The sequence below is a fragment of the Paenibacillus sp. LjRoot56 genome (assembly GCF_964253335.1).
Lineage (GTDB): Bacteria > Bacillota > Bacilli > Paenibacillales > NBRC-103111 > Paenibacillus_E > Paenibacillus_E allorhizoplanae.
The window spans coordinates 178,743-202,264 of the sequence record NZ_CAXURV020000008.1 but is presented as its reverse complement, the minus strand read 5'-3'; the positions used below and the strand labels follow the sequence as shown (position 1 = coordinate 202,264).

Annotated in this window: 21 protein-coding genes; 16 read left to right on the top strand and 5 right to left on the bottom strand. The window is 40.6% G+C overall.

What is annotated here, in order from left to right:
* Positions 1-237 precede the first annotated feature (237 nt).
* From ACSQ8O_RS36315 to ACSQ8O_RS36305, 3 genes are all read left to right on the top strand, one after another.
* Positions 238-723 carry a hypothetical protein gene (locus tag ACSQ8O_RS36315; protein WP_436245703.1) on the top strand — a complete coding sequence of 162 codons (486 nt, stop codon included), beginning with the start codon at positions 238-240 and terminating at the stop codon, positions 721-723.
* 84 nt (positions 724-807) lie between these two features.
* A complete protein-coding gene (locus tag ACSQ8O_RS36310; RefSeq protein ID WP_436245702.1) occupies positions 808-1,035 on the top strand; it encodes a hypothetical protein in 228 nt (75 codons plus the stop codon).
* Between the two features lie 290 nt (positions 1,036-1,325).
* On the top strand, positions 1,326-2,135 hold the full coding sequence (locus ACSQ8O_RS36305; RefSeq protein WP_436245701.1) for a class I SAM-dependent methyltransferase: 810 nt from the start codon (positions 1,326-1,328) through the stop codon (positions 2,133-2,135).
* Between the two features lie 248 nt (positions 2,136-2,383).
* Here the strand turns inward: ACSQ8O_RS36305 and ACSQ8O_RS36300 are convergent, their stop codons facing one another.
* A complete protein-coding gene (locus ACSQ8O_RS36300; protein ID WP_436245700.1) occupies positions 2,384-3,469 on the bottom strand; it encodes a hypothetical protein in 1,086 nt (361 codons plus the stop codon).
* Between the two features lie 465 nt (positions 3,470-3,934).
* Here ACSQ8O_RS36300 and ACSQ8O_RS36295 point away from each other — a divergent pair, with 465 nt between their 5' ends.
* The 11 genes from ACSQ8O_RS36295 to ACSQ8O_RS36245 all read left to right on the top strand — a co-directional run bounded on the left by ACSQ8O_RS36295 (position 3,935) and on the right by ACSQ8O_RS36245 (position 14,266).
* Positions 3,935-4,663: an amino acid ABC transporter ATP-binding protein gene (locus ACSQ8O_RS36295; RefSeq protein WP_436245699.1), complete on the top strand. Its 729-nt coding sequence runs from the start codon at positions 3,935-3,937 to the stop codon at positions 4,661-4,663.
* A gap of 20 nt (positions 4,664-4,683) precedes the next feature.
* A complete protein-coding gene (locus tag ACSQ8O_RS36290) occupies positions 4,684-5,547 on the top strand; it encodes a glutamate ABC transporter substrate-binding protein (RefSeq protein WP_436245698.1) in 864 nt (287 codons plus the stop codon).
* 63 nt (positions 5,548-5,610) lie between these two features.
* Positions 5,611-6,264, top strand: a complete 654-nt coding sequence (locus ACSQ8O_RS36285; RefSeq protein ID WP_436245697.1) for an amino acid ABC transporter permease — start codon at positions 5,611-5,613, stop codon at positions 6,262-6,264.
* A gap of 20 nt (positions 6,265-6,284) precedes the next feature.
* On the top strand, positions 6,285-6,935 hold the full coding sequence (locus tag ACSQ8O_RS36280) for an amino acid ABC transporter permease (protein ID WP_436245696.1): 651 nt from the start codon (positions 6,285-6,287) through the stop codon (positions 6,933-6,935).
* 70 nt (positions 6,936-7,005) lie between these two features.
* Positions 7,006-8,280: a sensor histidine kinase gene (locus ACSQ8O_RS36275; protein WP_436245695.1), complete on the top strand. Its 1,275-nt coding sequence runs from the start codon at positions 7,006-7,008 to the stop codon at positions 8,278-8,280.
* A 5-nt stretch (positions 8,281-8,285) separates the two neighbouring features.
* Entirely contained in the window at positions 8,286-9,188 is a 903-nt protein-coding gene (locus tag ACSQ8O_RS36270; RefSeq protein WP_436245694.1) for a response regulator, read from the top strand.
* Positions 9,189-9,524: 336 nt separating this feature from the next.
* On the top strand, positions 9,525-9,992 hold the full coding sequence (locus ACSQ8O_RS36265; RefSeq protein ID WP_436245693.1) for a hypothetical protein: 468 nt from the start codon (positions 9,525-9,527) through the stop codon (positions 9,990-9,992).
* Positions 9,993-10,106: 114 nt separating this feature from the next.
* Entirely contained in the window at positions 10,107-11,081 is a 975-nt protein-coding gene (locus ACSQ8O_RS36260) for a copper amine oxidase N-terminal domain-containing protein (RefSeq protein ID WP_436245692.1), read from the top strand.
* 658 nt (positions 11,082-11,739) lie between these two features.
* Positions 11,740-12,132 (top strand): hypothetical protein, encoded by a 393-nt coding sequence (locus ACSQ8O_RS36255; RefSeq protein WP_436245691.1) that lies wholly within the window; start codon positions 11,740-11,742, stop codon positions 12,130-12,132.
* Positions 12,133-12,519: 387 nt separating this feature from the next.
* Positions 12,520-13,299 (top strand): alpha/beta hydrolase, encoded by a 780-nt coding sequence (locus ACSQ8O_RS36250; RefSeq protein ID WP_436245690.1) that lies wholly within the window; start codon positions 12,520-12,522, stop codon positions 13,297-13,299.
* A 358-nt stretch (positions 13,300-13,657) separates the two neighbouring features.
* A complete protein-coding gene (locus ACSQ8O_RS36245) occupies positions 13,658-14,266 on the top strand; it encodes a class I SAM-dependent methyltransferase (RefSeq protein WP_436245689.1) in 609 nt (202 codons plus the stop codon).
* A 317-nt stretch (positions 14,267-14,583) separates the two neighbouring features.
* Here ACSQ8O_RS36245 and ACSQ8O_RS36240 read toward each other — a convergent pair whose 3' ends face one another.
* The gene (locus tag ACSQ8O_RS36240) at positions 14,584-15,021 is read right to left on the bottom strand and encodes a transposase (RefSeq protein ID WP_436245688.1); all 438 of its coding nucleotides are present in this window, start codon (positions 15,019-15,021) and stop codon (positions 14,584-14,586) included.
* 1,431 nt (positions 15,022-16,452) lie between these two features.
* Positions 16,453-16,641: a hypothetical protein gene (locus ACSQ8O_RS36235; RefSeq protein WP_436245687.1), complete on the bottom strand. Its 189-nt coding sequence runs from the start codon at positions 16,639-16,641 to the stop codon at positions 16,453-16,455.
* A gap of 399 nt (positions 16,642-17,040) precedes the next feature.
* Between ACSQ8O_RS36235 and ACSQ8O_RS36230 the strand changes: the two genes are divergently transcribed.
* Positions 17,041-21,639 carry a fibronectin type III domain-containing protein gene (locus tag ACSQ8O_RS36230; RefSeq protein ID WP_436245686.1) on the top strand — a complete coding sequence of 1,533 codons (4,599 nt, stop codon included), beginning with the start codon at positions 17,041-17,043 and terminating at the stop codon, positions 21,637-21,639.
* Between the two features lie 702 nt (positions 21,640-22,341).
* Entirely contained in the window at positions 22,342-22,548 is a 207-nt protein-coding gene (locus ACSQ8O_RS36225; RefSeq protein ID WP_436245685.1) for a DUF2750 domain-containing protein, read from the top strand.
* Positions 22,549-22,742: 194 nt separating this feature from the next.
* On the opposite strand, the gene ACSQ8O_RS36220 is transcribed toward ACSQ8O_RS36225, so the two are convergent.
* Both ACSQ8O_RS36220 and ACSQ8O_RS36215 read right to left on the bottom strand, forming a co-directional pair.
* Entirely contained in the window at positions 22,743-23,204 is a 462-nt protein-coding gene (locus ACSQ8O_RS36220; RefSeq protein ID WP_436245684.1) for a hypothetical protein, read from the bottom strand.
* Positions 23,205-23,261: 57 nt separating this feature from the next.
* Complete coding sequence (locus ACSQ8O_RS36215) at positions 23,262-23,519, bottom strand: hypothetical protein (RefSeq protein ID WP_436245683.1); 258 nt, start codon at positions 23,517-23,519, stop codon at positions 23,262-23,264.
* Positions 23,520-23,522 lie beyond the last annotated feature (3 nt).

Here is a 23,522-nt window from a genome sequence, read left to right as displayed (position 1 = left end):
TCTTCGGTATATCCATAAATTTCTTCCTCTACAACTTCATACCATTGAAATGTTATCTACTAAAAAGAACTGATGGTTAAAACCTGAGAAAACGAGAGTATTTAAGAGCAAAACGTTTCTCCATAGAGGGAGGATAATTACAAAAAAAAGGTAATAACTTATTGATAGCGAATGTATTGAGTCAGATTTCTATTTAAATTACTAATAATCGATTGCAAAAAAGAGGAGAAGAGTAAAATGAAGAGTCTTTTCTTAAATCAAGCAATTGAAAATATAAACACAATTAATTGGATGAATAATCATGAAAGAACCGAAGAAGAGTGTAAAATGGACGTTTTATTTGTCAAGGAGTTTTTCAAGCGATTGTCTCTTTTTCTTGATTTTCTTTCGGTGGAATCAAAATACCCATATATCGATCCAGTTAAATTGATCAATAAGGAAAGTAAGATTGATTATGATAAGGTTTTTGAGTTATGTCCCAATCTCATTAAAGCACCAAATGGAGTAACTCAAGCGTTATGCGTGAATCATGTTATTTGGAGTTCATTAGCAGATGAAGGAGATCCAATTGCAATTCAATTTATTGATCTATTCAAACCGTTAATTGATCTTTTTAATGGTGGAGGATCTTGGAGAACTCATCATGGCATGTTAGATATAGGTAATAAATTTCTTTGTTTCCTCTCAGATTGGAAGGAATATAAGACGATTGAGTTAAGCTAACGAAGAACGATAGTGGAACATCTTAAGGGCTACCACATTTAGATAGTCCATCAGCTTTTAATTGACTCTTGTGGATGATATAAAATGAAAATGGTTCAACCTAAAGGCGGGGAATTCATGCGGTACCAATGGCGAGTAACGAAATACAATCCTGATTATCGTGACGAAAAGGGAAACTATCAAAAAACCAATGAATGGACTTCATACAGTGATATAGGCAAAACTGTAACAAAAGAAGAGTATGAAACAGTAGCAAATGCATATTATTCAGGCTGTTCTTCGAGACGAGTATTGGTGCAAGCTGGAATCTAATGATATTTTTGTACACTTTGGGTTCGATTTTTATATGTATCTTGGATCCAATGACGATAGTTCGGAAGCACTTCACGAAATAAAATTGTCTGGTCTGTATGTGGAACTTTATGAATCACCATATTTATTTCCTAGTTAACATTGAAAAAGAGGTCAAGTATATAAGGTAACAATTTCCGAAATAGACGGCATTTACACAAGAAAGTACGTGCGATATGATGATTTTGCATATTTATCCATCATAGAGTTGGGGTTATATTGAGTGAGCCTTATTTGGGGAGGTCGTCGGCATGGAGAAGGATACTGTTTATGGGAAAAGCATTATAGGCGGTAGTGAGGTTGGTATCATCTCGGTCGACGACATGGATACGAGTGTTGTTCATGAAACAAACAGCTTATTTTGGGATACAAAAGGAAATGATGTTTTAGGAGCAACCTCACTTCCTCTTTATGGAGCATTTGTTTCAGAAGAAAAATGCCAGCTTTTTGGCGATGTCTCAGGAAAAAAGATACTGGAAATAGGCTGTGGAAGCGGTCAATCTTTGCAATATCTGGGGGAACGCAAAGCATCTGAACTATGGGGTATGGATATATCAGAGAACCAACTCGAAAAGACAAAGCAACATCTGACGGAGTTCGGTCTTTCAGCAAAATTAATCTGTTCTCCTATGGAAGAAGAATGTGGCATACCAGAGGATTATTTTGACTTTGTTTATTCGGTTTATGCAATAGGCTGGACAACTGACCTTGAGGGTACTTTTCGCCGGATTGCTTCTTACCTAAAAAAAGACGGCGTATTTATTTTCAGCTGGTCTCACCCAATACACAAATGTGTTGCTGCGCAAGATAATATGCTTGTTTTCAAAAAAAATTATTTCGATGAATCTTGGTATTCGCTATCTCTTGGAGGAAGTACGCTAACATTATCGGACCGTAAACTATCAACCTATGTGAATGCGTTAGCAAAAGCGGGATTTGTCATTGAGCAAATGATTGAGGAATCTGATGATGAAATTATGCAATCGGGGGCTAACAGCGCTTTTGCAAAAAAAGCAGAGATGCTTCCTGTGACTTTTGTATTCAAGGCAAGAAAACTATAGAAAGACGATATTTGAGGAGCTTGCTTCGCGGCAGCTCCTCTTTTTTGTTTATTAAAGTACGGGCAGTTTAGCGTGGTGGATCAACTATTTTGTACCAACTGATGATACGGATTACTTTACAGTACTCAAGAACAAAGTTAGCCTTGAATATAAGATTCATATTAAAATTTAGAGAAAAGCCATTCAGTTTATTTTCAAAGTGGTTTGCCTACCCATTCCTCAGTCTACCAACATAACCATTTTTCACTTTAATTGAGGAGCATATCGACCCGTTTCTTCTCTTCTTCATATAAACTGTTATAACGCTCTAATTCGTTCTTTAAATCAAGTTTAATGCAACAGCTATTAGCTTTTTCGAGGAGAACAAGACTTGGATTGCTAACTCTTCTCAACATATAATCACCTTTTTTGAAGCAAATTCGTGCATAATTTATATTGCCTTGTTTATAAAATCCTAAACAGATATCATACCATGCTTCTGTCATCATTCTTCCTAATCCAGTTTTCTTCCATGTTTTGAATTGCCATAATAGCCAATGCCATTTCTTTGCTGATTTATATGCATTAGTATAATCACTATCAAGATAATATACCGTTGCTAAGTTTAATAGTGAAGAAGCCTTATTCCAAGCGCCTTTTACAGTCTCAAACTGCTTTGTCTTATAGTACACAGCCTTTTTATAATTTCTAATAGCCTTAGCATAGTAGAATAAATATTCCATATTTGTTTGTTCTTGTTCCTCTAATAATGCAAATAATCTTTCACACTCATTATAATTTTCAAATTGAATAGCCCTATCCAACATACTTTCTATATTCTCTTCTGTAATACTCTCAGGGTAATTAGTCTTCATTTTATCAAAAAATTCGCTTATGTGTACTTCAGTGAAGATTGTTCGAAGGCTATCTTTTCTTTCAAATAAATAGTGATTATCCTCAGTTATTTTGTATTTATCAAGGTAATGACATGTAGCTTCAACACCAGCTGAAAATATAAACTCACTATCATATCCACAAAAGGTATCAAAGTTAGCACATTTAGCTTTTTCAAATAACCATACATTTTTGGGGTCTCTAAAACTTGCAAGAAGGTATGATAGAAGATTAAGTGCCTCACCAATACCTTGAAAAGGGTCGTTCGCTCTACTTTCAATTTCATTTTCCATTAGAAACTTTATAAGTTCTTTATCATTAGGTATTAAGTCATATTGCAGTTCTATTGCTAATGCATACCGCTTGGAATAATTATCTACTGATGAGTATTTAAATTCACTCCACAAATCTTTATCTTCTCTAATGTTATTAAGGTTATCTCTTATTTCATTTAATTCCATATGTATCCCTCTTTGTAATCTAAATAGTCATCCTTTACTTTTATTATATCTTAATTCAATGAAAAACTATGGTAAAATTTGGTTTAAACCAGTAGAATACGACCTTCATTGTATAGGAAAATTGATTTAATCATTATTACTGCACTAAAGCAGAACGATAGTTGAATGAACACCAGGACGAGGCTATCGGTATGATCGATGGCATTCATTACATTAACGGGGCAGTAGGGTGGAATCTCAGGATTTAAATTTTGTGAAATTATGGAACTTCTGTGAATATTGAACGTCAAAATTATTACGACGCTATGAGGGATCGGCCAATGCCGGTACCTTTTTTTTTTTTTTTGAACAAATGTCGGATTACATAAGATTCTATAGTTTCACCTTATTGTTTAAGTACATCAATTGTCAGTTTACATAACAAAAAGTTTACATTGATAGAGATTCATCGAAGGGGGGGTTCCATTGATCTCATTTCGTCAAGTAGAGAAGCATTACGGCAATTTTCATGTACTCAAAGGAATTAATCTTCAGATTCAGCAGGGCGAAGTCGTTGTCGTCGTAGGTCCATCTGGTTCAGGCAAGAGTACACTGCTAAGGTGCATTAATCGTCTAGAGACCATCACAAGTGGGGAACTTGTCGTGAATGAATACAAGGTCAGCGACAAGAAGATGGATATGAACAAGCTGCGCCGAGATATCGGCATGGTATTCCAGCATTTCAATCTATATCCGCATAAGAAAGTGATTGATAACATTACGCTTGCGCCGATTAAGGTGCGCGGTATGGCTAAGAAAGAAGCCGAAGAGGTCGCGATGTACTATCTGGATAAGGTAGGTATTGAGGATAAGGCACACAGCTTTCCTTCGCAGTTGTCCGGTGGTCAGCAGCAGCGTGTTGCCATTGCAAGGGGGCTTGCGATGAAACCGAAGATCATGTTGTTCGATGAGCCGACTTCAGCCTTGGATCCGGAAATGGTTGGTGAAGTTTTGGATGTAATGAAGGCGCTTGCCCATGAAGGGATGACGATGGTTGTGGTCACACACGAGATGGGCTTTGCCCGAGAAGTAGCCGATCGCGTCGTATTTATGGACAAAGGTCAGATTGTCGAAGAATCGCCTCCAGATGAATTTTTCGTTAACCCGCGAGAAGAAAGAGCGAAACTATTTCTGAATCGCGTACTTAACCATTAAATAAGGAGATGAACGAAAAAATGATGTCAAAAAAGTGGAATATCATGTTTATGTTGGTAACCATATTCGCATTGGCAGGGTGTGCCTCTACAACGAGTATAACTGGGGGCGAATCGAGCACTCCGGCAGCAAGCGCTGCTCCAAGCACTACGAAGCCGGCGGGTGGGACAACTGTTCTGGATGAGATCAAAAGTAGAGGCAAAGTCGTCGTTGGTGTGAAATATGATACGAAGCTGTTCGGTTTGAAAAACCCGACCGGAGGCGAGGTTGAAGGCTTCGACATCGACATCGCAAAAGCACTAGCCAAAGAAATTCTCGGCGATGAAAAGAAAATTGAGTTAAAAGAAGTAACGTCCAAGACGCGTATTCCGATGCTCGATAACAAAGAAATTGACATGATTGTTGCGACGATGACGATTACCGAAGAGCGTAAGAAGCAAGTTGAGTTTTCTCAGGTGTATTTCAAAGCGGGACAGTCCTTGCTCGTCAAAAAGGGCAGCCCTATTAAGAGTGTCGCGGATGTTAAAAAAGGAACGAAGGTACTGGCTGTAAAAGGCGCCACATCCGTTGCCAATATTAAAGCGAAATCTCCGGATGCCACCATACTGGAGTTTGATAATTATCAAGATGCATTCAGCGCTCTGAAAGCAGGTCAAGGTGATACGTTGACCACCGATAACGCCATCCTCTATGGCATGATGGAACAGGATAAGAACTTCGAAGTAGTAGGTGAACCGTTCACAGATGAACCTTACGGTATCGCGATGAAAAAAGGTGAAACAACGCTTCAAGCCGCAGTGAATGAAGGGCTGAAGAAGCTGGAGTCAAGCGGTCAATACGCGAAGATTTACGAGAAATGGATCGGCAAAGCGCCATCCAATTAACAGGAATAAGAGGAGAGATGGGTGGCTGCCGCTGCCCATCTTCTGTCTATGAGGGGGGAGCGCATGCTGGATTTCTCGATTTTTACCGACTATTTTGATATCTATATGAAGGGCTTCTTTAACACGATCATTGCCAGCGTAATTGCTTTAATTGGCAGCTTTGTGCTGGGTACGATCATTGCAATTTTTCGTATCGGATCGGTGAAACCGCTGCAATGGTTAGGTACGGCCTATGTGGAGTTCATTCGAAACATTCCGCTCTTGCTTGTTGTTTTTGTGTTTTTCTATGGGCTGCCCTCTATGGGCATTACCCTTAGTGGATTCGTATGCGGAACTTTAGGGCTTACGGTATATACGGCATCTTTTATCGCGGAAGCGATCCGAGCCGGTATTATGTCGGTGCCTAAAGGCCAGTCTGAGGCTGCACAATCCTCGGGACTAACATATCTTCAAACGATGTGGCATATCGTCCTTCCGCAAGCAATCAAAATTGTGATCCCCCCGCTCAGCAACCAATTCATTAACCTCGTTAAGAACTCGTCCGTACTAGGCGTATTCGCAGGCTTTGATCTCATGTATTTCGGCGATCAGGTTGCAAGTGAGACTTTTGCTACGTTCGATACCTATATCTTCGTTGCTGTGCTTTATCTGGTACTGACGCTGCCTTTAAGTTACATGGCTTTGCGTCTGGAACGTAAATTAGCTCGTACGGACTGACTTTAAGATGGGGTGAGCGAATGGATATTATGCATGCTTTTTCAGCAGATAATGTAAGATTTGTATTTGAAGGCTTCTACATGACGCTTAAAGTCGCTACGATCTCTATTGTTCTGAGCTTTATCGTGGGATGTGTCGTCGGCACAATTCGGTATACGAAGCTGACGGTGGTATCCCCAATTCTAGCCATCGTGGTCGAGCTCATACGCAATTTACCATTGTTGTTAATCATATTTTTCGCGCGATTCGCCTTACCGGATATCGGTATCAAGCTTGGAGCCATGAATGCAACTATTTTTGCTTTAACGTTATTTGAAGGCGCAATGATCGCAGAGATTGTGCGAAGCGGCCTAAATTCCATCGATAAAGGGCAGATTGAAGCTGCGCGTTCTTCAGGACTAGGCTATGTGCAAACACTCTGGCATATCGTCCTTCCGCAGGGGCTGCGCCGTATGGTGCCACCACTGGTGAGTCAATTTATTTCCCTGTTGAAAGATACTTCTCTTGCGATTGTTATTTCCTTGCCTGAATTGATGCATCATGCGAAAATAGTAATTGGGCAAAACTATAATTATACTATGCCCATTCTATTTTTAGTGGCTCTTCTGTATTTTGCTGTGAATTATGCGCTATCTTTAGCAGCTCGCAGGATGGAATCAAGAATGGTGTAAGAGAATGTGATTATTCCTAATTGGTAAACAGATATAGGATTTACTGTAGGGGGGTGAGCGCCTGAGACGATTGAAGAACGAAGGGCTACAAATGATTCTCATCGCTATTGTGACGGCAATTGCCGGGGAGTTTAAAATAACACCTTTCAGTGGTGAAGTGTTTCGCATCGGACTTGGCAGCAGTGCCTTTCTTCTCTGCTTGTTGTTGATGAGGCATCTGCCTTATGTGTATACAGGTATTATTACTGGCATCACTGTTCTGCTATTTCGGATGTTAGAGGATGGCATTATTTCGCATGGAGCTCTATCTTTCAGCGCGAGCGCGCAAATGCATTTATCAGCCACGTTCTATTATATAGCCTATGCGATTGCCATGAGCTTGATTAAGCACAAATGGGAACGCTTCCACCCCTTTATTTTGGGATTATTCTTATCTGTTATTGACCTCATGTCAAATGAGCTGGAATTACTGGCGCGCAGCTTCATTTTTAATTCACCGTACATGTTTTCGCAGCAATTAGTGTTCATTACCGTGACCGCTGTCGTACGAAGTTACTTTGTGGTCGGCATCTACAGCAGTGTAACCATTAATCAGATGCGAGTCCTGCATTGTGAGCAGCAGAAGCGTATTGAGCAAATGCTAAATACGAATAGCGGTTTGTATGGCGAGGTATTTTACTTACGAAAGTCAATGGAAACCATCGAGCAAATAACGGCGAAGAGCCATAACTTATATGAAAAAGTTAATGGTACGGGGTTAAAAAGCTATGCTCGCACCATTTTGGGAATTACCCAGCAAATTCATGAAGTAAAGAAGGACTCTCAACGCATCCTCGCTGGTTTGTTGAAGCTGTTTGATCGGGATTTCGCTGCCGAAATGAGGCTGGCTGAAGTTGTGGAATTCGCCATCAAGTCCAACCTTGGATACAGCACCATGATCGGAAAAAAGATTCAAATTACAAGCGACATTCAAACGGACTACTACTCGGATCAATATATCCCGCTTTTAACCGTACTCAATAATCTCGTATCTAATGCTGTGGAAGCCATTGAAGATCAAGGATCGATCCGTGTAGGGGCTTATGAGCAGGGTTATGAGACCATCTTGACCGTATCCGACACGGGTGTTGGCATTTCTGAGCAGGATAAAGAGATGATTTTTGCACCTGGTTTCACAACGAAATTCAATAAGGAAGGCTTTGCCGCGACAGGGATTGGCCTCTCTCACGTTCGAGATATTGTTCATTCTTTAGGTGGGGACATTCTTTTGCGCTCTGACGAGCCAGGTTCTGAGACCTCTTTTGTGATTACCTTATTGACCAATACGTTGAAAAAAGGAGCATAGAGATCATGATGTCATTCGGAATAGTAGACGATGATGCGGTAAGCAGACTGATGCTGCAAAAGATCATTGAAAAAGGTAGTCTAGGCGAAGTCGTAGGGACAGCAGACAGCGGCAGCGAAGGAGAAAAAGTTCTTCTGGAAACGACGCCGGATGTCGTGCTCATTGATTTACTAATGCCGGATCAAGATGGAATTGAGACCATTATTCGATTGAAGGAGCGAGGTTATCAAGGGAAATACGTGATGATTTCGCAAATTGAAAATAAAGAAATGATCGGTAAGGCTTATCAAGCTGGTGTTGAATACTACATTCAGAAGCCGATCAATAAGATTGAAGTCGAAGCAGTGCTATCCAAGGTTAACGAGCAGTGGAAGATTAGCCGCTCCTTGAAGGAAATTCAGGAATCTTTAACCAAGCTAAGTCTACTGCACACAGGTTCTGAGAGTACGCGTAAAAAACGAGGTGTCCGTGAAATCCTACAGCCGATTCTCATGGATATAGGGATAGTAGGTGACAGCGGCAGTCGCGATGTGATGGACATTATGGAGCATCTGATTCGTCATCAAAAAGGGGATGGAATCCCACCGCTGAAGGAGCTCTATGAAACTGTGGCCCGCTGCCACAAGGTAAATGAAGCTGACGTAGAGAAAGAAGGCAAAGCTGTCGAACAGCGAATTCGTCGAACAGTCATGGCTGCGTTAACCCATATAGCGAGTATCGGCTTGACGGATTACAGCAACCCCAAGTTTGAGCATTATGCACCTCTTTATTTTGAATTCCAGGATGTGCGTATGAAGATGAAAGAAATCGATGAGAATTGGAAGCCGGAGAAGGGTAAGGTTAATGTTAAAAAATTTCTCCAAGTCCTCTACCTGGAAGTCACCGACAAAATGCGCAGCGAGCATTAGGATAGGTAGGTAATAAGGTCAAAGACAGGACAGCTTCCGGTTGCGAACTGACCGATGATTATGGTGCTATTTTTTGTAAAAATAAGGTACTATACTAAGATGATCTCGAGCAGATTGAATTAACTTTTCCGATTATCAAAACTTCATTGAGAGCTAACGGGACACTATAGTTCCACGACAACAGGCTACCGACAATTCGGTAGCCTATTCAACTACAGGGCAGTAGAGTAATAAAACACTTGTATTATATTTCGTTCATATGAATGCATGGTAAAATGTCCCTATTCGAGACAAGGTACATTAGCCGCGTTTCATTACACTATTGAGGAGACTGCAATGATGAACAACAGGATTATTTGGATCAGTTCTATCAGTCATCTTGAACAATTTACGTTACATGTAAAGAACAAACTACAAGTGAAAAATGCAGCATTTCCTCATGTACGCTTACTCACCAATTACGTACCCATTAATTATTTTTCAAAAGGAAATTTAAGTATTTCTAATGGGATGGTTTCTTATATTGCTGAGCTTTCAAAGGAAGGTTGGATTAAGAAGTATTATAACTTAGATACAAAACTGCAGTTCTCCTTATTACTTGATGAAATACTTAAAATTGATAGGTATATGCATCCAGAACATATCAATAATTACTATAGAACGAATTGGATTAGGATTAAGACTTCAAAAAAAATATTCACAGAGGATATCCTGCTTTCTCAAGGTGGAAGTGGCCCTTCAATGAATGGAATCATTCAAGGTACAAATGAAATTTATTATAAATTGAAAGAATTAAAGGGTTAAGAAACTGGAGGGTTTCCTCGTCGATAGCGGATTACGAGTTTCTACGAGGCGTTGATTTAATGAGCTATTACGGGAGGGATTAGTATTCAAAAAGCAACTCTTTTATTTATCTGTTTGTTTTTATTATTTTATGGCAATGTGTTTGCTAAGGCTGAGACATATCAATCAGAGAAAGTTAGTGTAAACGTTAACAAGGAACAATTAAATGAACCTAAACCGCTTTTAATTGAAAGTAAAACATACGTACCAATGTATACTTTTTTCAAAACATTAGGATTTGAAGTCGATTGGAATCCTAAGGACCAGACTGCGAGAATTATTGATCGAAATACTGGTACCTTTGGTTTATCTTTTTTAGTTGATACAAATCAGATCCCACTCTTTTACATGCCACAAAAAAATGCTGACCCATTTATTTCTATAGCGATACTAGATGATACTCCGATTTTGATAAACGATGATGTTTATATCCCACTAAGGTCTTTTTGTGAAATTTTTGCAGGAGATATTCAATGGAACGAAGATGAACGAAAAGTGATTGTCAATGTAAATACAAATGACTTTTCAAAAATATGGAAAGCACTCGAATCCCACGAGACCAAAGAGGGGAATCAATCAAAATCTATTAAAATGACACAAAAGTCTATTCCAGGCATGGTTCCTTTAGACATTAAGCAGAACTTAGAAAAGACTTTCAGCCTTAATTTCAGACAGGCCAAATTTTTGAATGGGGGGGAGAGATATCCATCGGAGTTTTTAATTAGTGGATCGTCTTCTGCTACTGAGACAGGTATCACATTGAAATGTGATCTTTATGGAAATTTGCCTGAGCATGTACGTCTTATTGCTCTATCAGTGACGGGAGATAGTAAAGAAGAAGTAAATAAAATAGCCCTAGAATACTTTGCTTCGGTTGCAACCACTCCATACGATGGTTCAAATATACAGGCAGCTAAAAAGTGGGTCGAAAATAACACACTTAACAAAGGCGAAATCCGTGATACCATGATAGGTAATATAAGCTTCGAAATATCAGGTGGACCCAATTTTCGATTGCTACTAATTGCAAGTCCTCCAGAGAATAAATAACCATTTTCGTTGTGTCTTTATGCTTAAGGAGAGCAATAGTTAAACAAAACAAGGAGCAGCAGCTGCGGCAGATCTGCTCCTTGTTTTATTGAGCTAACGGGCAGCATACTTCCAATATTTGTGACGCCAAGTTATGGAGAAGCTAACTGGCGCGTTTGAATACTAAAATTCATGATTAACGAAGTACCCCCGTTAATTAAATAAATACGCAAAAGATATAATCGCTACTGAAGCATTGAAAAAGAAATCTAACAATTTCCAAGTGCTTACTGAACTTACGGCTTTATAAGCAGAAATAACAAATATGATGAGCACTGCAATTTGAATCAAGAAATGGGAGATATAAACATGCACGGTGATCTCCTCCTTATATCAAATGTCATAAGCCAGTCTATTCAAGTTAGTTTAAATATGTTTGTACGGGCTATTACTAGTATTAAGTAATTTGAGGATGATGGTTTCTAAGAAAGAGGTAATCGCTGGCCGGATATCCGTTTTAGCTAACTGGAATCATTTTTTAAATAAGTTTATGGAGCAGACGCCATTGCGACAGCTGCTCCATTTCCCATTAAGCTAAAGGGCAACATAGTTTATTAATGAAACTTAAATAAAACACGAAACGTCTAATGTTAAATAATGTAATATTAGGGGGGATTTCATGAAAAAAATTACTGCTCTAATTGTAGTAGTTACAATGATTTTACTTTTTGTTACAAAATCGCTTTATGTTGAGTGGACAGAGTTATTTATTATAATTGGTTCTTTAAGTTTTATATCTATACTTATTAATTTGTTTTCTAAACGCCAGCGTGGGATTAGTTACATTTTAGGTAGCTCTGCCTTATTAGGATTTCTGTTTTTTTGGGTACTTAGTTTAATTGACTTAATTGCAGACCATTTTATGTACTATCTCCCGACGGGAAACGAAGACGGTCAGTCTTTATCATTAGGCTTTAAAATCCAAGAATACAACGATGATTTATTTGTTGGAAGTGTAATATCACTGTTGTCAGATAATAATCACTTTTTTATTTTCGAAAATTACTCTTAAGAAGACATAAAATTGTTCAACTAACGGATAACGTTTCTTGTATAGTTTAATAAATGAAAGGGCGGATCAATTGAATCTGCCCCTTTTTTTTTATATTTCGTAAAAAAATTAGGTCAATAATTTTAAAGAATAGGTAAAATAAGTTCGTTGAATTACCAATATATAGAATATAAAATGAATATTATTGCAATTACATTAATTAGAATGGAGGTTTAAATTTGAAAATTAGCAAGAAAGCATTCTATTTTATTAACATTATTTCTTATTCTTGGGTGTTATAGGAATAACAGGTTTATTTTTCTCATACAAAGTTACTTCATACTATCATTAACTTTATCTATTTTAATTGGCACATATTTAATCATTTGCCTCTTTTTTTATCAAAATTTGGACGAACTTATTAAAATTAATCATCTTGTTTACCAACCTAAAAAGATTGATCAATCCACTGCTGAAAAGATTAGGTTGCTTTATATTAATGCTGAAGAGATTAAAATCAACACTTCTGATAATATAAACTTGTACGGATGGCTTATAAAAAATTCGAGTTTTAAAGAAGCCCCGCTACTTGTATACTTTGGCGGTTCTGGGGAAGAAGTATCTGATATGTTATCGATTGCAGAGGGTTTAGATGGATGGTCTGTAGCACTGATTAATTATAGATCGTATGGACTGAGTGAAGGAGAAGCAAGTAAGATTAGTTTATACAATGACGCTAATTCAATTTATGATTATTTTTCAAAAAGAAGTGATATTGATAATAAGAAAATAGTCTCAATGGGATATAGCCTAGGAACGGGAATCGCTGTGAACTTATCAAGTGAACGCTCAACAGTTGGCACAATTCTAGTTTCTCCGTATGATAATTATTCTAAGTTTAAGGGAAAAACAATATCAAACGCTTTACAGCTACATAATATGTTTCCGCTTTCTTATTTTATTGGAGAATCTTATAATTCAATAAAAATGGCTTCTTCAATTAAAACACCGTTACTATGCTTAGCAGGGGACTTAGATAAAAACATACCTATAGAATATTCTAAAAACCTTGTAGCTAAATGGGGAGGAGAGAAGACAATGAAGACAATTCATCGTGGTGATCACTCTTTCATATTCTCGAGCGGGGATGCATGGAATGAAATAAAGAACTTCCTTAAGGTAGTATAACTTAACGTGCATGGCAGTGATTAGTTAGAATTAGTCTGGTTAATGCAATTAAGGCCAAAGGGCAGCTTGCCCCCCTGGTAGAATTTTTTTTATAAACGGATAATTGACAGGGAACGGACCAGCGTTCGGAAGACCGACTAGCCATTAACATCCATTCCGCAACAAGAAGCCAGTTTAAACTATATACTAGAAAATATACAAATAATGGGGAACAAAGGGCTGCTCATTTAGAGCAGCCCTTTGTCTATAATTTTCCAGCTGCGAGAATTGATGGTATAATTACTAAGGATATTGGGATTATTTCGTTTCAGGATAACGTCTCTTATGTTGATATTTTGAAGGTAAACAGGTGAAGCATATGAATCTAATAGAGCAGTTTGGCGATATTGATATTTATTTATTTGATCAGCTATTAAAAGGTCGTATTACGCCGGGAATGCGAATTCTCGATGCCGGATGCGGCTCTGGTCGCAATCTTATCTATTTACTGCGTAACGGGTATGAAGTGTATGCAGTGGATCGATCTGCGGAAGCGATTGGCGCTGTTCAGAGGATTGCCATGAAGCTAGCACCTGACTGGTCGAACGAGCGCACTCGGGTTGAAGCTGTTGAGAAGATGAGCTTTGATGATCACTATTTTGATTTTATTATTAGTAACGCCGTTCTGCATTTTGCTGAGAATGAGGCCCATTTTCAGCAAATAGTGCATGAATTATGGCGTGTACTTAAGCCTGGCGGGCTGATGTTTGTACGACTTGCATCATCAATTGGAATTGAAACGAAGGTAAAGCCACTCGGGGATGAACGTTATAAACTTCCAGACGGGAGCATCCGTTTTCTTGTGGATGAGGAAAGATTACAGAAAACTACAGAAGAGTTGAAGGGGATACTATTTGAGCCAATTAAAACGGTCAATGTGGCCGGGCAGCGTTGTATGAGTACTTGGTGCGTGAGAAAGTCGATGTAAAAAGAAGGAGGGGGAGCATGACAAGGGGATCATAAGGCTGCATTCGAGGTTGATATGGTCGCATTTTTTGAAGAAGAGGAAGAAGCAGACCGCGTAAATAGCGGCTTTTTTGTTTTATGGGATAAAGTTATTGTCAAAAACCAATGACAAGAACTTTATCTCATTCCCGACGGATACCCGATCGAATACATTTTGTGTAAGAGTACTATAGCCTTAATACGACGCAATGCAGCAGATGGAAAGATCAGCAGACGATTAAACTCCCATGAAAAAGGGTGGAGCGCCCGAAATAAAGAGATATTGGTTTCTTTAAAGAATTAGGAGACTTCTGAAATGGTTACAGAATAACCTAAGTTTTCTAGTCGTCGAAGTGCGTATTTTACAATAGATTGTTGCTTTTGTTTATCAAAATAATCTTCGCCTAAGTCTACGTACATTTCCTTACGAGTTAAAAGATAGAAGGCAATTCTTAACATCGCATGAGCCACAGTTATTGCAGCGAGTTTTCTCCCTTTTCGTGCTGCTGTTCGTCTATACATGGCGCCGAGATAGTTTTTTGACCCTGCAACAGAATGTGCTGCTTCAACTAAGGCAGGTTTCAGATATTTGTTTCCATTTTTGGCTTTGGCAGATTTCCTTTTTCCTGCACTTTCATTATGTCCAGGTACTAGTCCTGCCCATGAACAGAAATGCGCAGCGCTTGGAAACTGCTTTTTAATATCCGTCCTGATTTCTGCTAACATTTGTTCTGCCATGGAAACGTTTGAATCTCCTTTCCCTTCGACGTAAGAATACATGCAGTAATGTTGTCCTTGTGAATATCCATACCGCATGCACGTTCAATGACAACTTCCATCTTAAAACATCCTCTCTATGGCTAAATCAGAGTAGAGGCTGGTGCAACAATCGGAGTAGGATTAATCTCCCATGAGTGCTTCCCGAAAGGGAGCGACAATCTGTGATGCACCGTGATCGTTGGAGTCAGACTAACGGATGGGCTCTATGGTACCATAGTTCATCGACCTTCCTCTCCCAGCCATAGTAGCAGTATTGACGGATTTTTTGCCCCATTTTCATCATTTGTGGTGCAGCGCTTGCGCTGCATGTATGGCTAACGGAGAACGTTAGTGCAATAGCGGTTGCTTCAGAAGCCGTTTTCGAAATACTGCAATTATTAAACTAACTGGGAACGATAGCTCAATAAACATTGGAGTAGGCTGCTGACAGCAATGGATCGGCAGCCTTCTCCGCTAAACGGGCAGTGTTCTTATATAAGATTCTAGGGTGGTGTGGAAGTGAATTTCGTTATTATCATGTTTTCTTTATTGGTTTCTACGATTTTATCTGTTCTGATATTAAGAAATAGAAACAACAAATGGTTAGGTATGTTATCGGCTTTTTTATAAATACACTAATTTTAGTAATAGCAACGTGGGTTTTGCACAGTTTAGACGATGAAGCAAGGCTGCTCGGATTTGGTCATTCTGGTCGTTATGTGTTGGTTGTTGGTAATTTCTATCCCAATAATAACCTGGATTAACTTTTTAAATTCTCTCATTTGTAAGAAATAGGGAAGTTAGGACAAAAAAATAAGTTGCTTTCCAATTCAACTAACGAGAAACGTTAGTTCAATGAGAACTTTTGATGTTGTAAGAAGTACTTCAAAACTTAATTGTATTTTAGCTTAATTTTCAACAAGACCACTTCAGAACTTTATTTGTATTTTATATTTCACAAAAAAGCCAGCAAAGCCTTGAATTTGCTGGCTTCTTGCACTTCAAAACTTTAATGTCTCCCAACAAGTAGTGTTGGATGACAAATTGGTTTTGAAATTGCCAATAAAGTTTTGAAATGACAAATAAGATATGAAATAAAAAACGTTCACTTCACTCATCACTGGGTGGTGAACGTTTTTTTACTGAGTTAGAGCAAATGATTAACAGCAGAGGGGATTAAGCTAACGACAGGATAGCGTGGAAATATCTTGAAAATGTAATAAGCACTAGTGTTACAAATACAAAAATCATTATAGTCAGCTAAAATTACTACATTATTAAAGAGGTCGAGATTCAGTGGATGAAGGAAGAGATAGAGAAAGTCCGGACAGATGAAGTCTAAGGAGGATGACATGGAACGACTATGAACAACGTCTTTTATTCAATTGACGCTAGGGATGCTGGTCTAATTCACAGGATTCTATATCCTGCTGCCCACGCTGCCGTTAGCCGTTGTTCGCGGAATCCATCAGGGTCAACGCCGGCACATTTTTCTTGGTATACGCCATTGCGCTTACGGTGGTAAGGCCATTGGTCGGCAAGCTGTCCGACTGGTTCCAGGGAGTAGAATGCCGTGGCAGCACCATGACACCAGCGCAACTAACGGAAGAATTTATTTGGATTTTGCATGAAGTTCTCTCCCTAGAAAAGCATACACCGTCGAATTTATCCAACCTGCGCCGGAGAGCGCTGCAGTTCCATTATGCTCCAGCATCGGCTGAGCGTGTAGGTCCGAAAGTGTATAAGCGAATGTTTACAAATGAGCTTACTGGGCGGATAACCAAAATGAAGGCATCAAATCAAAAATGGAGATATTTTATTATACGAGTACGAACTTTAAAGTGGAGAGGAGGAAAAGAAAGCGCTGTCATAACAGGGTCGAAATCCCAATTTAAATCACTTAGGGGTTGAAAGGAGGTGGTTTATGTCGCACAGATCAGCGACTCTGCCGAGAAAACATGAATGGGTTTTGATAAAAGTGTACAGGAGGATTGAAAAATGAGAAAAGGAATGATTACTAAGGCTTCGGTAACGCTGGTTATGGCTTTACTCCTGCACATAGTGGGGGCTGCAGGTATGGCGTGCCCTACCGCAAATGCAGCTCCCATAGTTGCTGACAGCACATGGAAAGCTATTGATACGACATTGGCGGTAGCACCTGGAAGTGCGCTGGACTTGTCCTACTTGAATCAAACACCAGCTGGAACGAAAGGCTTCGTAAAGATTGATGCGGATGGCGATTATTATTTTACGGATGAGCCCAATAAGAAAGTAAAGTTTTTTGGTACCAATCTTAACGGCAGCTATGGTACGGATCCAACCCGGGAAGAAATGGTTATTATCGCAGACCGGCTTGCTGCTATGGGTTATAATGTGGTGCGATACCATTCCAATGATGATAATGTTGACTGGGCAGTAGGACTTATGGTGAAACCTACTTCCACTACGGTTACATTAGATCCGGCCAAACTGGATAATTTTGAGTACTTTGTTTCTTTGCTGAAGGATCGAGGCATTTATATCGATCTCGACATTCTGGCTTATGCGGATTACTCTAGTGTACCAAGCTTAAGCGTCTACGGCTCATTCGCTGCCAAATATATGGCAACGCTTTTTCCGGACGGTAAAGCGATTTGGCGATCATTTGCTCAGCAGTGGCTTACTCATGTTAATCCTTATACCGGACTTGCCTTGAAGGATGATCCTATATTGATGGGGCTGTCTCCCATGAATGAAACTATTCTTTATAATGCTAATTTTTCAAACGCAAGTGTAAATGCATGGTTAAAAGCAGACTTTAATACGTTTCTGGCTGGTAAAGCACGTCCGCCTATCACAACATTTCCAAATATATTTTGGAGTGCACCTGCGAGTATTCGTGATGATCTTGCCGAATACTTCACAGAAAAAACGTTATCCTCCCATAATGAAATGAAAAATTACCTTAAAGATGTAATTGGAGTAAAGGCACCCATTGGAGGAATTAACTACATTAATGATTCTTTGGCCAACTACTGGCGAACACACACAGATGTTCATGAAACACACTTATATAATGGGCTTGTAGATGGAAGGGGAGCAACATTCTCTTTTACACCGGCGTCACATCCTCGTTACAGTATGGTATTTGCTCCAGAATCAGCAGCTAATTATGTGCCGCAATCTGGAGGGACTATATTTAAAAATTATATTCCTGGTCTTGCCCTTGGGCAGCTGTACCAGAAGCCTTTTGCATTAACTGAATATAATCAGGAGTTTCCGACGAAAGGCAGAGACGACCTTGGATTGATGGTGGCCGCGACCGGCGCCTTCAATGGCTGGGATATGCTAAACAGGTTTCAATATGTTTCCCGTGTAAGAGAGGCTACTCAACAAAGTGCAACTTTGGGTGGTTTTACTTCATTTGATACCCTAACAGATACCTTGGTAACGATGTCCGAATATCAAAGCACCCTCCTTTTCCGTAAAGGTCACATCACTGCAAGCGAACCTAAATTTGTCATTGTCAGGGACCAGACATCGGTTAAGACGCATGCGGCATCAACGGAGAATGAAGATTTAGAGATTAATCGAATGTACATACCGCATCTGTTCAAGATGGTTACCGTGTACGCAGATAAGCCTGGTGAACCCTATGCCATCTATAAAATCACACCTGAGCTTACACCTGAGCAAATCGCAAGCGGTAATATTCCTGCCCAGAATAAGATATCCATAACGAATAGCATGACTTTAAAGCAGGTTGCGGAGACGTTTATAAATGCAATAGATGATGTCAATCTGAAAAACAACATGCTCTCTAATCTGAATCAAAATAAGCTGGTTTCGGACACGGGTGAGCTTATATTTGATCTTAATTTAAATACCTATCTGATCAATACCCCTTACGCAATTGGAGCTGTAGGCACGTTGAATAACAACTTATTCGAGCTTGGTCCTGTATCCATGAAGGCAAGTGTGGATAAAGGAACCGTATCCGCAGCAACGCTTGATGATAAATCGCTAGACAAAAGCGAGAGAATGCTGGTCATCTATACAACCGATGTAGCGGCGACAGGGGAAGATACGATTCAAGATCTGACAGACGCCAACAAACGGACCTATGTAAGAGGGAAATTGCCGACACTTGCCAAACACGAGACAATGGAATTCCATCTGAAGACGACACTCATCCCAGCAGCGTACAAAGCTTACAAGCTGGCGACAAACGGTGTACGGCTGCAGGAAATTCCCGTGATCGCCACAGGAAAAGACGTATTTGTCCAGCTTGATACGGATAAAGGCTTCGCCTTTGAACTGGTTTACGATCCATTGTACACGAATGATTTTGAGTCAGGTGCGGCGGATTGGACCTCCGTTAAAGGGAACTTTGCGCTTCAAACAGAGAGTAGTGGCAATCATGTGTATCAGTCGACGAAGTCATCGACAGCTGTGGTCGAGCAGACTGTGGGTACAGACTATTTCGTAGAGTCAGATGTGAGGATTGTCAGTCATAAAGATACGGTAGGACTCCTCGCCCGGTATGTGAATCCAGACCAGTATTATAGCTTTACCTATGATGCGCTATTCGGAAAGGCAGTCATTGAGAAACGCAGCAATGGTACATCCGTTGTGCTTCAAACAGCGACCGGTGTGACATTACCGTTGGATATTATGAACAAGCTGAGGTTTGAAGTGGTAGGCAGTAACCTAAATGGCTATATCAATGGTCAATTGGTGGTCACAGCAACAGACAACTCGATTGCAAGCGGCTCCGCTGGGATCCTAACGAAGGATCTTGAACTGCCGGCAGGCTTCCCGTGGGGGACAGCAACACAACAATGGATAGCTGCACTAGGAAACGCGGTGAAAAGTGAAATTAATGCAACCCCTGGCTCGAATGGGGCATTCCTAATTAAATTAACCGAATTCTTGAAGCGGGTTAAGGGCCCAGTCTCCTATGATAATTTCTTGGTGGCATATCACGACATCACACCTCCTTCCGTACCTTCGAATGTGACAGCAACGGCGCTATCTTCTTATGAAATGTCATTGTCTTGGACCCCGTCTACGGATAATGGCAGTGTGGCTGGCTACATCATCTATCGGGATGGGCAAAAAATTGCGACCTTAAATGGCGTAACAACGAACTATAAGGACACGGGCTTGAGCCTAGCCACGACTTACCATTACACGGTTCAGGCCGTTGACCCTGCGAATAATCGTTCTGCAGTAAGCGTTGAAGCTGTGGCTGTGACGAAGAGCACACTGCTCGAGGATAATTTCGAGTCGGGGAGTGCAAGCATGTGGTCCGTTGTTTCTGGATGGGGAACATTTGGCGTGGTGAATGACGGAGGCACGAAGGCTTACTTGTCCGATAATGCGGGTAAAGGGGCTACAAAGTCCGTAGCTGGACTCTCCTCGTGGACCAACTACCGTGTGGAAGCGAAGGGGAAAATGGATAAGCCGAGCGGCCGAATCGGGCTGGTGGCGAGATTCGTTGATTATAACAACTATTACAGCATGACTTATGAGAATTATACGCAAAAAGTATACATCAGTAAGCTGGTGAACGGTACGACTGTCGACTTAGCGATTTCCAATCCGATAACACCGCTTACCGCTGGATCGTATCATTCGTTTGGATTCACGGTATCAGGCAATATCCTGCAAGCGTATGTGGATGGGCAGCTGGTGGCTATGACTACGGACAGCTCCTTCTCAGCTGGGAAGATCGGCGTATATACGCACCTGTTGAAAGCGTATTTTGACGATATTGTTGTGAATCCCCTGCCGAATCCCGACGTCACAGCGCCTACTGCGCCAACGGGCTTGACGGCTGATGCGCCCTCGTCTGCGGAAGTTGCGCTGTCATGGGCGCAAGCCTCCGATGATACCGGGGTAACCGGCTACACCATTTATCGGGATGGGCAATCTGTGGGCACGGTGACGGGCGCGGTGTATACATTCAAAGACACAGGCTTGAATGTGGCGACGACTTATCACTACACCGTCAAAGCGAAAGACGCGGCGAACAACATCTCCGAAGAAAGCAGTGAAGCCATCGTCACGACGAAAAGCACACTGCTGGAAGATAATTTTGAGTCCGGCAGCGCCAGCGGTTGGTCGGTGGTTTCCGGATGGGGAACGTTCTCCGTTGTATCCGACGTGTATGGGTCCAAAGCTTACCTGTCTAATAATGCGGATAAAGGCGGGGTGAAATCCGTAGCAGGATCCACATCCTGGACCAACTACAGCGTAGAAGCCAAGGGGAAAATGGAGACGGCCAGCGGTAGAATAGGACTGGTGGCGAGGTTTGTTGACTATAACAACTATTACAGTATGTCCTATGATAACTACACCAAGAAAGTATACATCACAAAGCTGCAAAACGGTGTTCAAACCGATCTTGCCATTTCAGCAGCCATCCCGCCTCTTGCCGCAGAAACCTATCATACGCTGCGATTCACGGCGAATGGGAATACGCTGCAGGCATATGTAAATGGTCAGCTTATTCTTACAGCAACAGCCAGCACGTTCTCAGCGGGGAAAATCGGGGTATACACACACCTGTCGAAAGCTTATTTTGACGATGTTGTGGTGAATACAGCTCCGTAAATAGGAGGATGTCTCTACTCGTGCGACCCCAAATACAGAATAACGTCGGACGTCCACTATACTCCTAACGTATTGTCGGCAGGCACTTATGACGTGTATTTGTGATGGAATGCCGATACGAATCGAGCAAGCAATGTACCGGTCACGGTCAAATATACAGACGGACGACGTCTGGCTTGACTGAGACGAAAGAGAATGTTCAAGATATTACGGAGAAAACGGGTTATACCAGTTCCATCTCGTTTAGCCAGGTGTAAAAAAATGGGTGGGCATGTCACCAAGTTAGTATAGAGATTCGCTGCAAAAAAACAGTGTTAAAGTTCCTCCAAATAAGGAGGCCACCGAAATAGTCCTTATGAACAATTAAATAGACCTTTTTGAACAACAAAATCCGTTTTTAGCCTCTGAGATGGCTTTAAACGGATTTTTTGTTTTTTTATTTGACTTCACAGACATAAATTGACGGTCTTCCGAAAAAGCGTAAGTTTTTCAGTGGTCTGCAGATAAGGCGGATTTTTTTGTGATTTTAATTGGAGTAATCCTTGTTAGAGAAAGATGATAAAGAAAGAAGATGTAATCCTTCTAAAGGGATCGAGAGGGATGCAATTGGAGACGATAATGCAGGATTTATTATAGTACAACGTGAGTGCATTATTACGTTAACGAGAAACGATAGTTCGGTGGTGAAGGAGAAGGTCATATTTGAACCAGAAGGAATTCGAAGCAGTTGAAGAATGGTCGCATTACAAAGCACAGAGTATTACCTTAAATGAATTTATGAATGACTGGTTACCAGGAATAATTGAAGATCATCATAAGCCTTCGATCTTTTGGAATAGAAAGGATTCCGCTGTTATAGCTGTCAATGTTCTACTTAACGAATTGGAACAAGAAATTGAAAAATACTAATCCGTCGTTACGCTAACGACGAAACGATAGCTCAATAAAGCAGCGGTAGTCTAGGACTTATTTTCTCATCCAAAGGCTACCGCTGTTTCTTTTTTTGGTCAGTCTAAACTTATTTTTACAAAGGCTGTCGATTTTGTAATTCTAAAACCTGCGTGGGATCAATTTTGAGCACATAATAAATGATGGTGACCATTCTAATTGGCTTTTTCTTGATTCACCACAATTGTTCCCCGCACTGTTGTATTTAGCCATCGATCTCCTGGTTTCCGGATGTACTTTGTAAAGACGTAGGACCAAGGTATAGCGATTGGAACAATAATCCCCATTATGCAGGCAAAGACCGTCGCCATGGTTGACTCGTCCATCTGGCCAGATAACCACACTGGTAGTGCAACGATGAGCAACCAAATCGACTTCCAAATCATTTCCCACAGAAGCACAGGCAGCATCTGCAACGGATAGCGAATTCCCAAGATCACAAGCATCCCAAAGGCCACCTGCATACAAGCGACCACTCCTTCCATTAGCTCCCACGGCTTCTCCTGATAAATGGCTTGATGGATGACATCTGGCCACTGGTAAATACCGAGGCCAATTGCTAGGAAAAGGTACACGGATCTGAGCAAATATAGGCGAAACAACGATACTTCGTTCATTGGATATCCCCTTTTGGTTGTTTCAATTGGCTTCTGTTCGCACAGTCCACCTATCTGTTATTCGACTTCCTTTAATATCTTCTCGATTACTGTCAAGCGACTATTGACGTCCACAAGAGTGGCGTCGAGGGAAGAGAGCGCGTTCGCTGTCTGAGTTTGGGCGGCAACGGCTTTTTCTGCGATCAGCCGGTAAGCCTCATCACTGGAGAAGCGAAGCTTTGCCTGTTGGATGGCTGAGAAATATCTCATACCGAAGATGAGTAAAAACGTCGCGAGCGGGAGGATGAGCGTTAAAAAATAAACTTTTTCGGACATAAG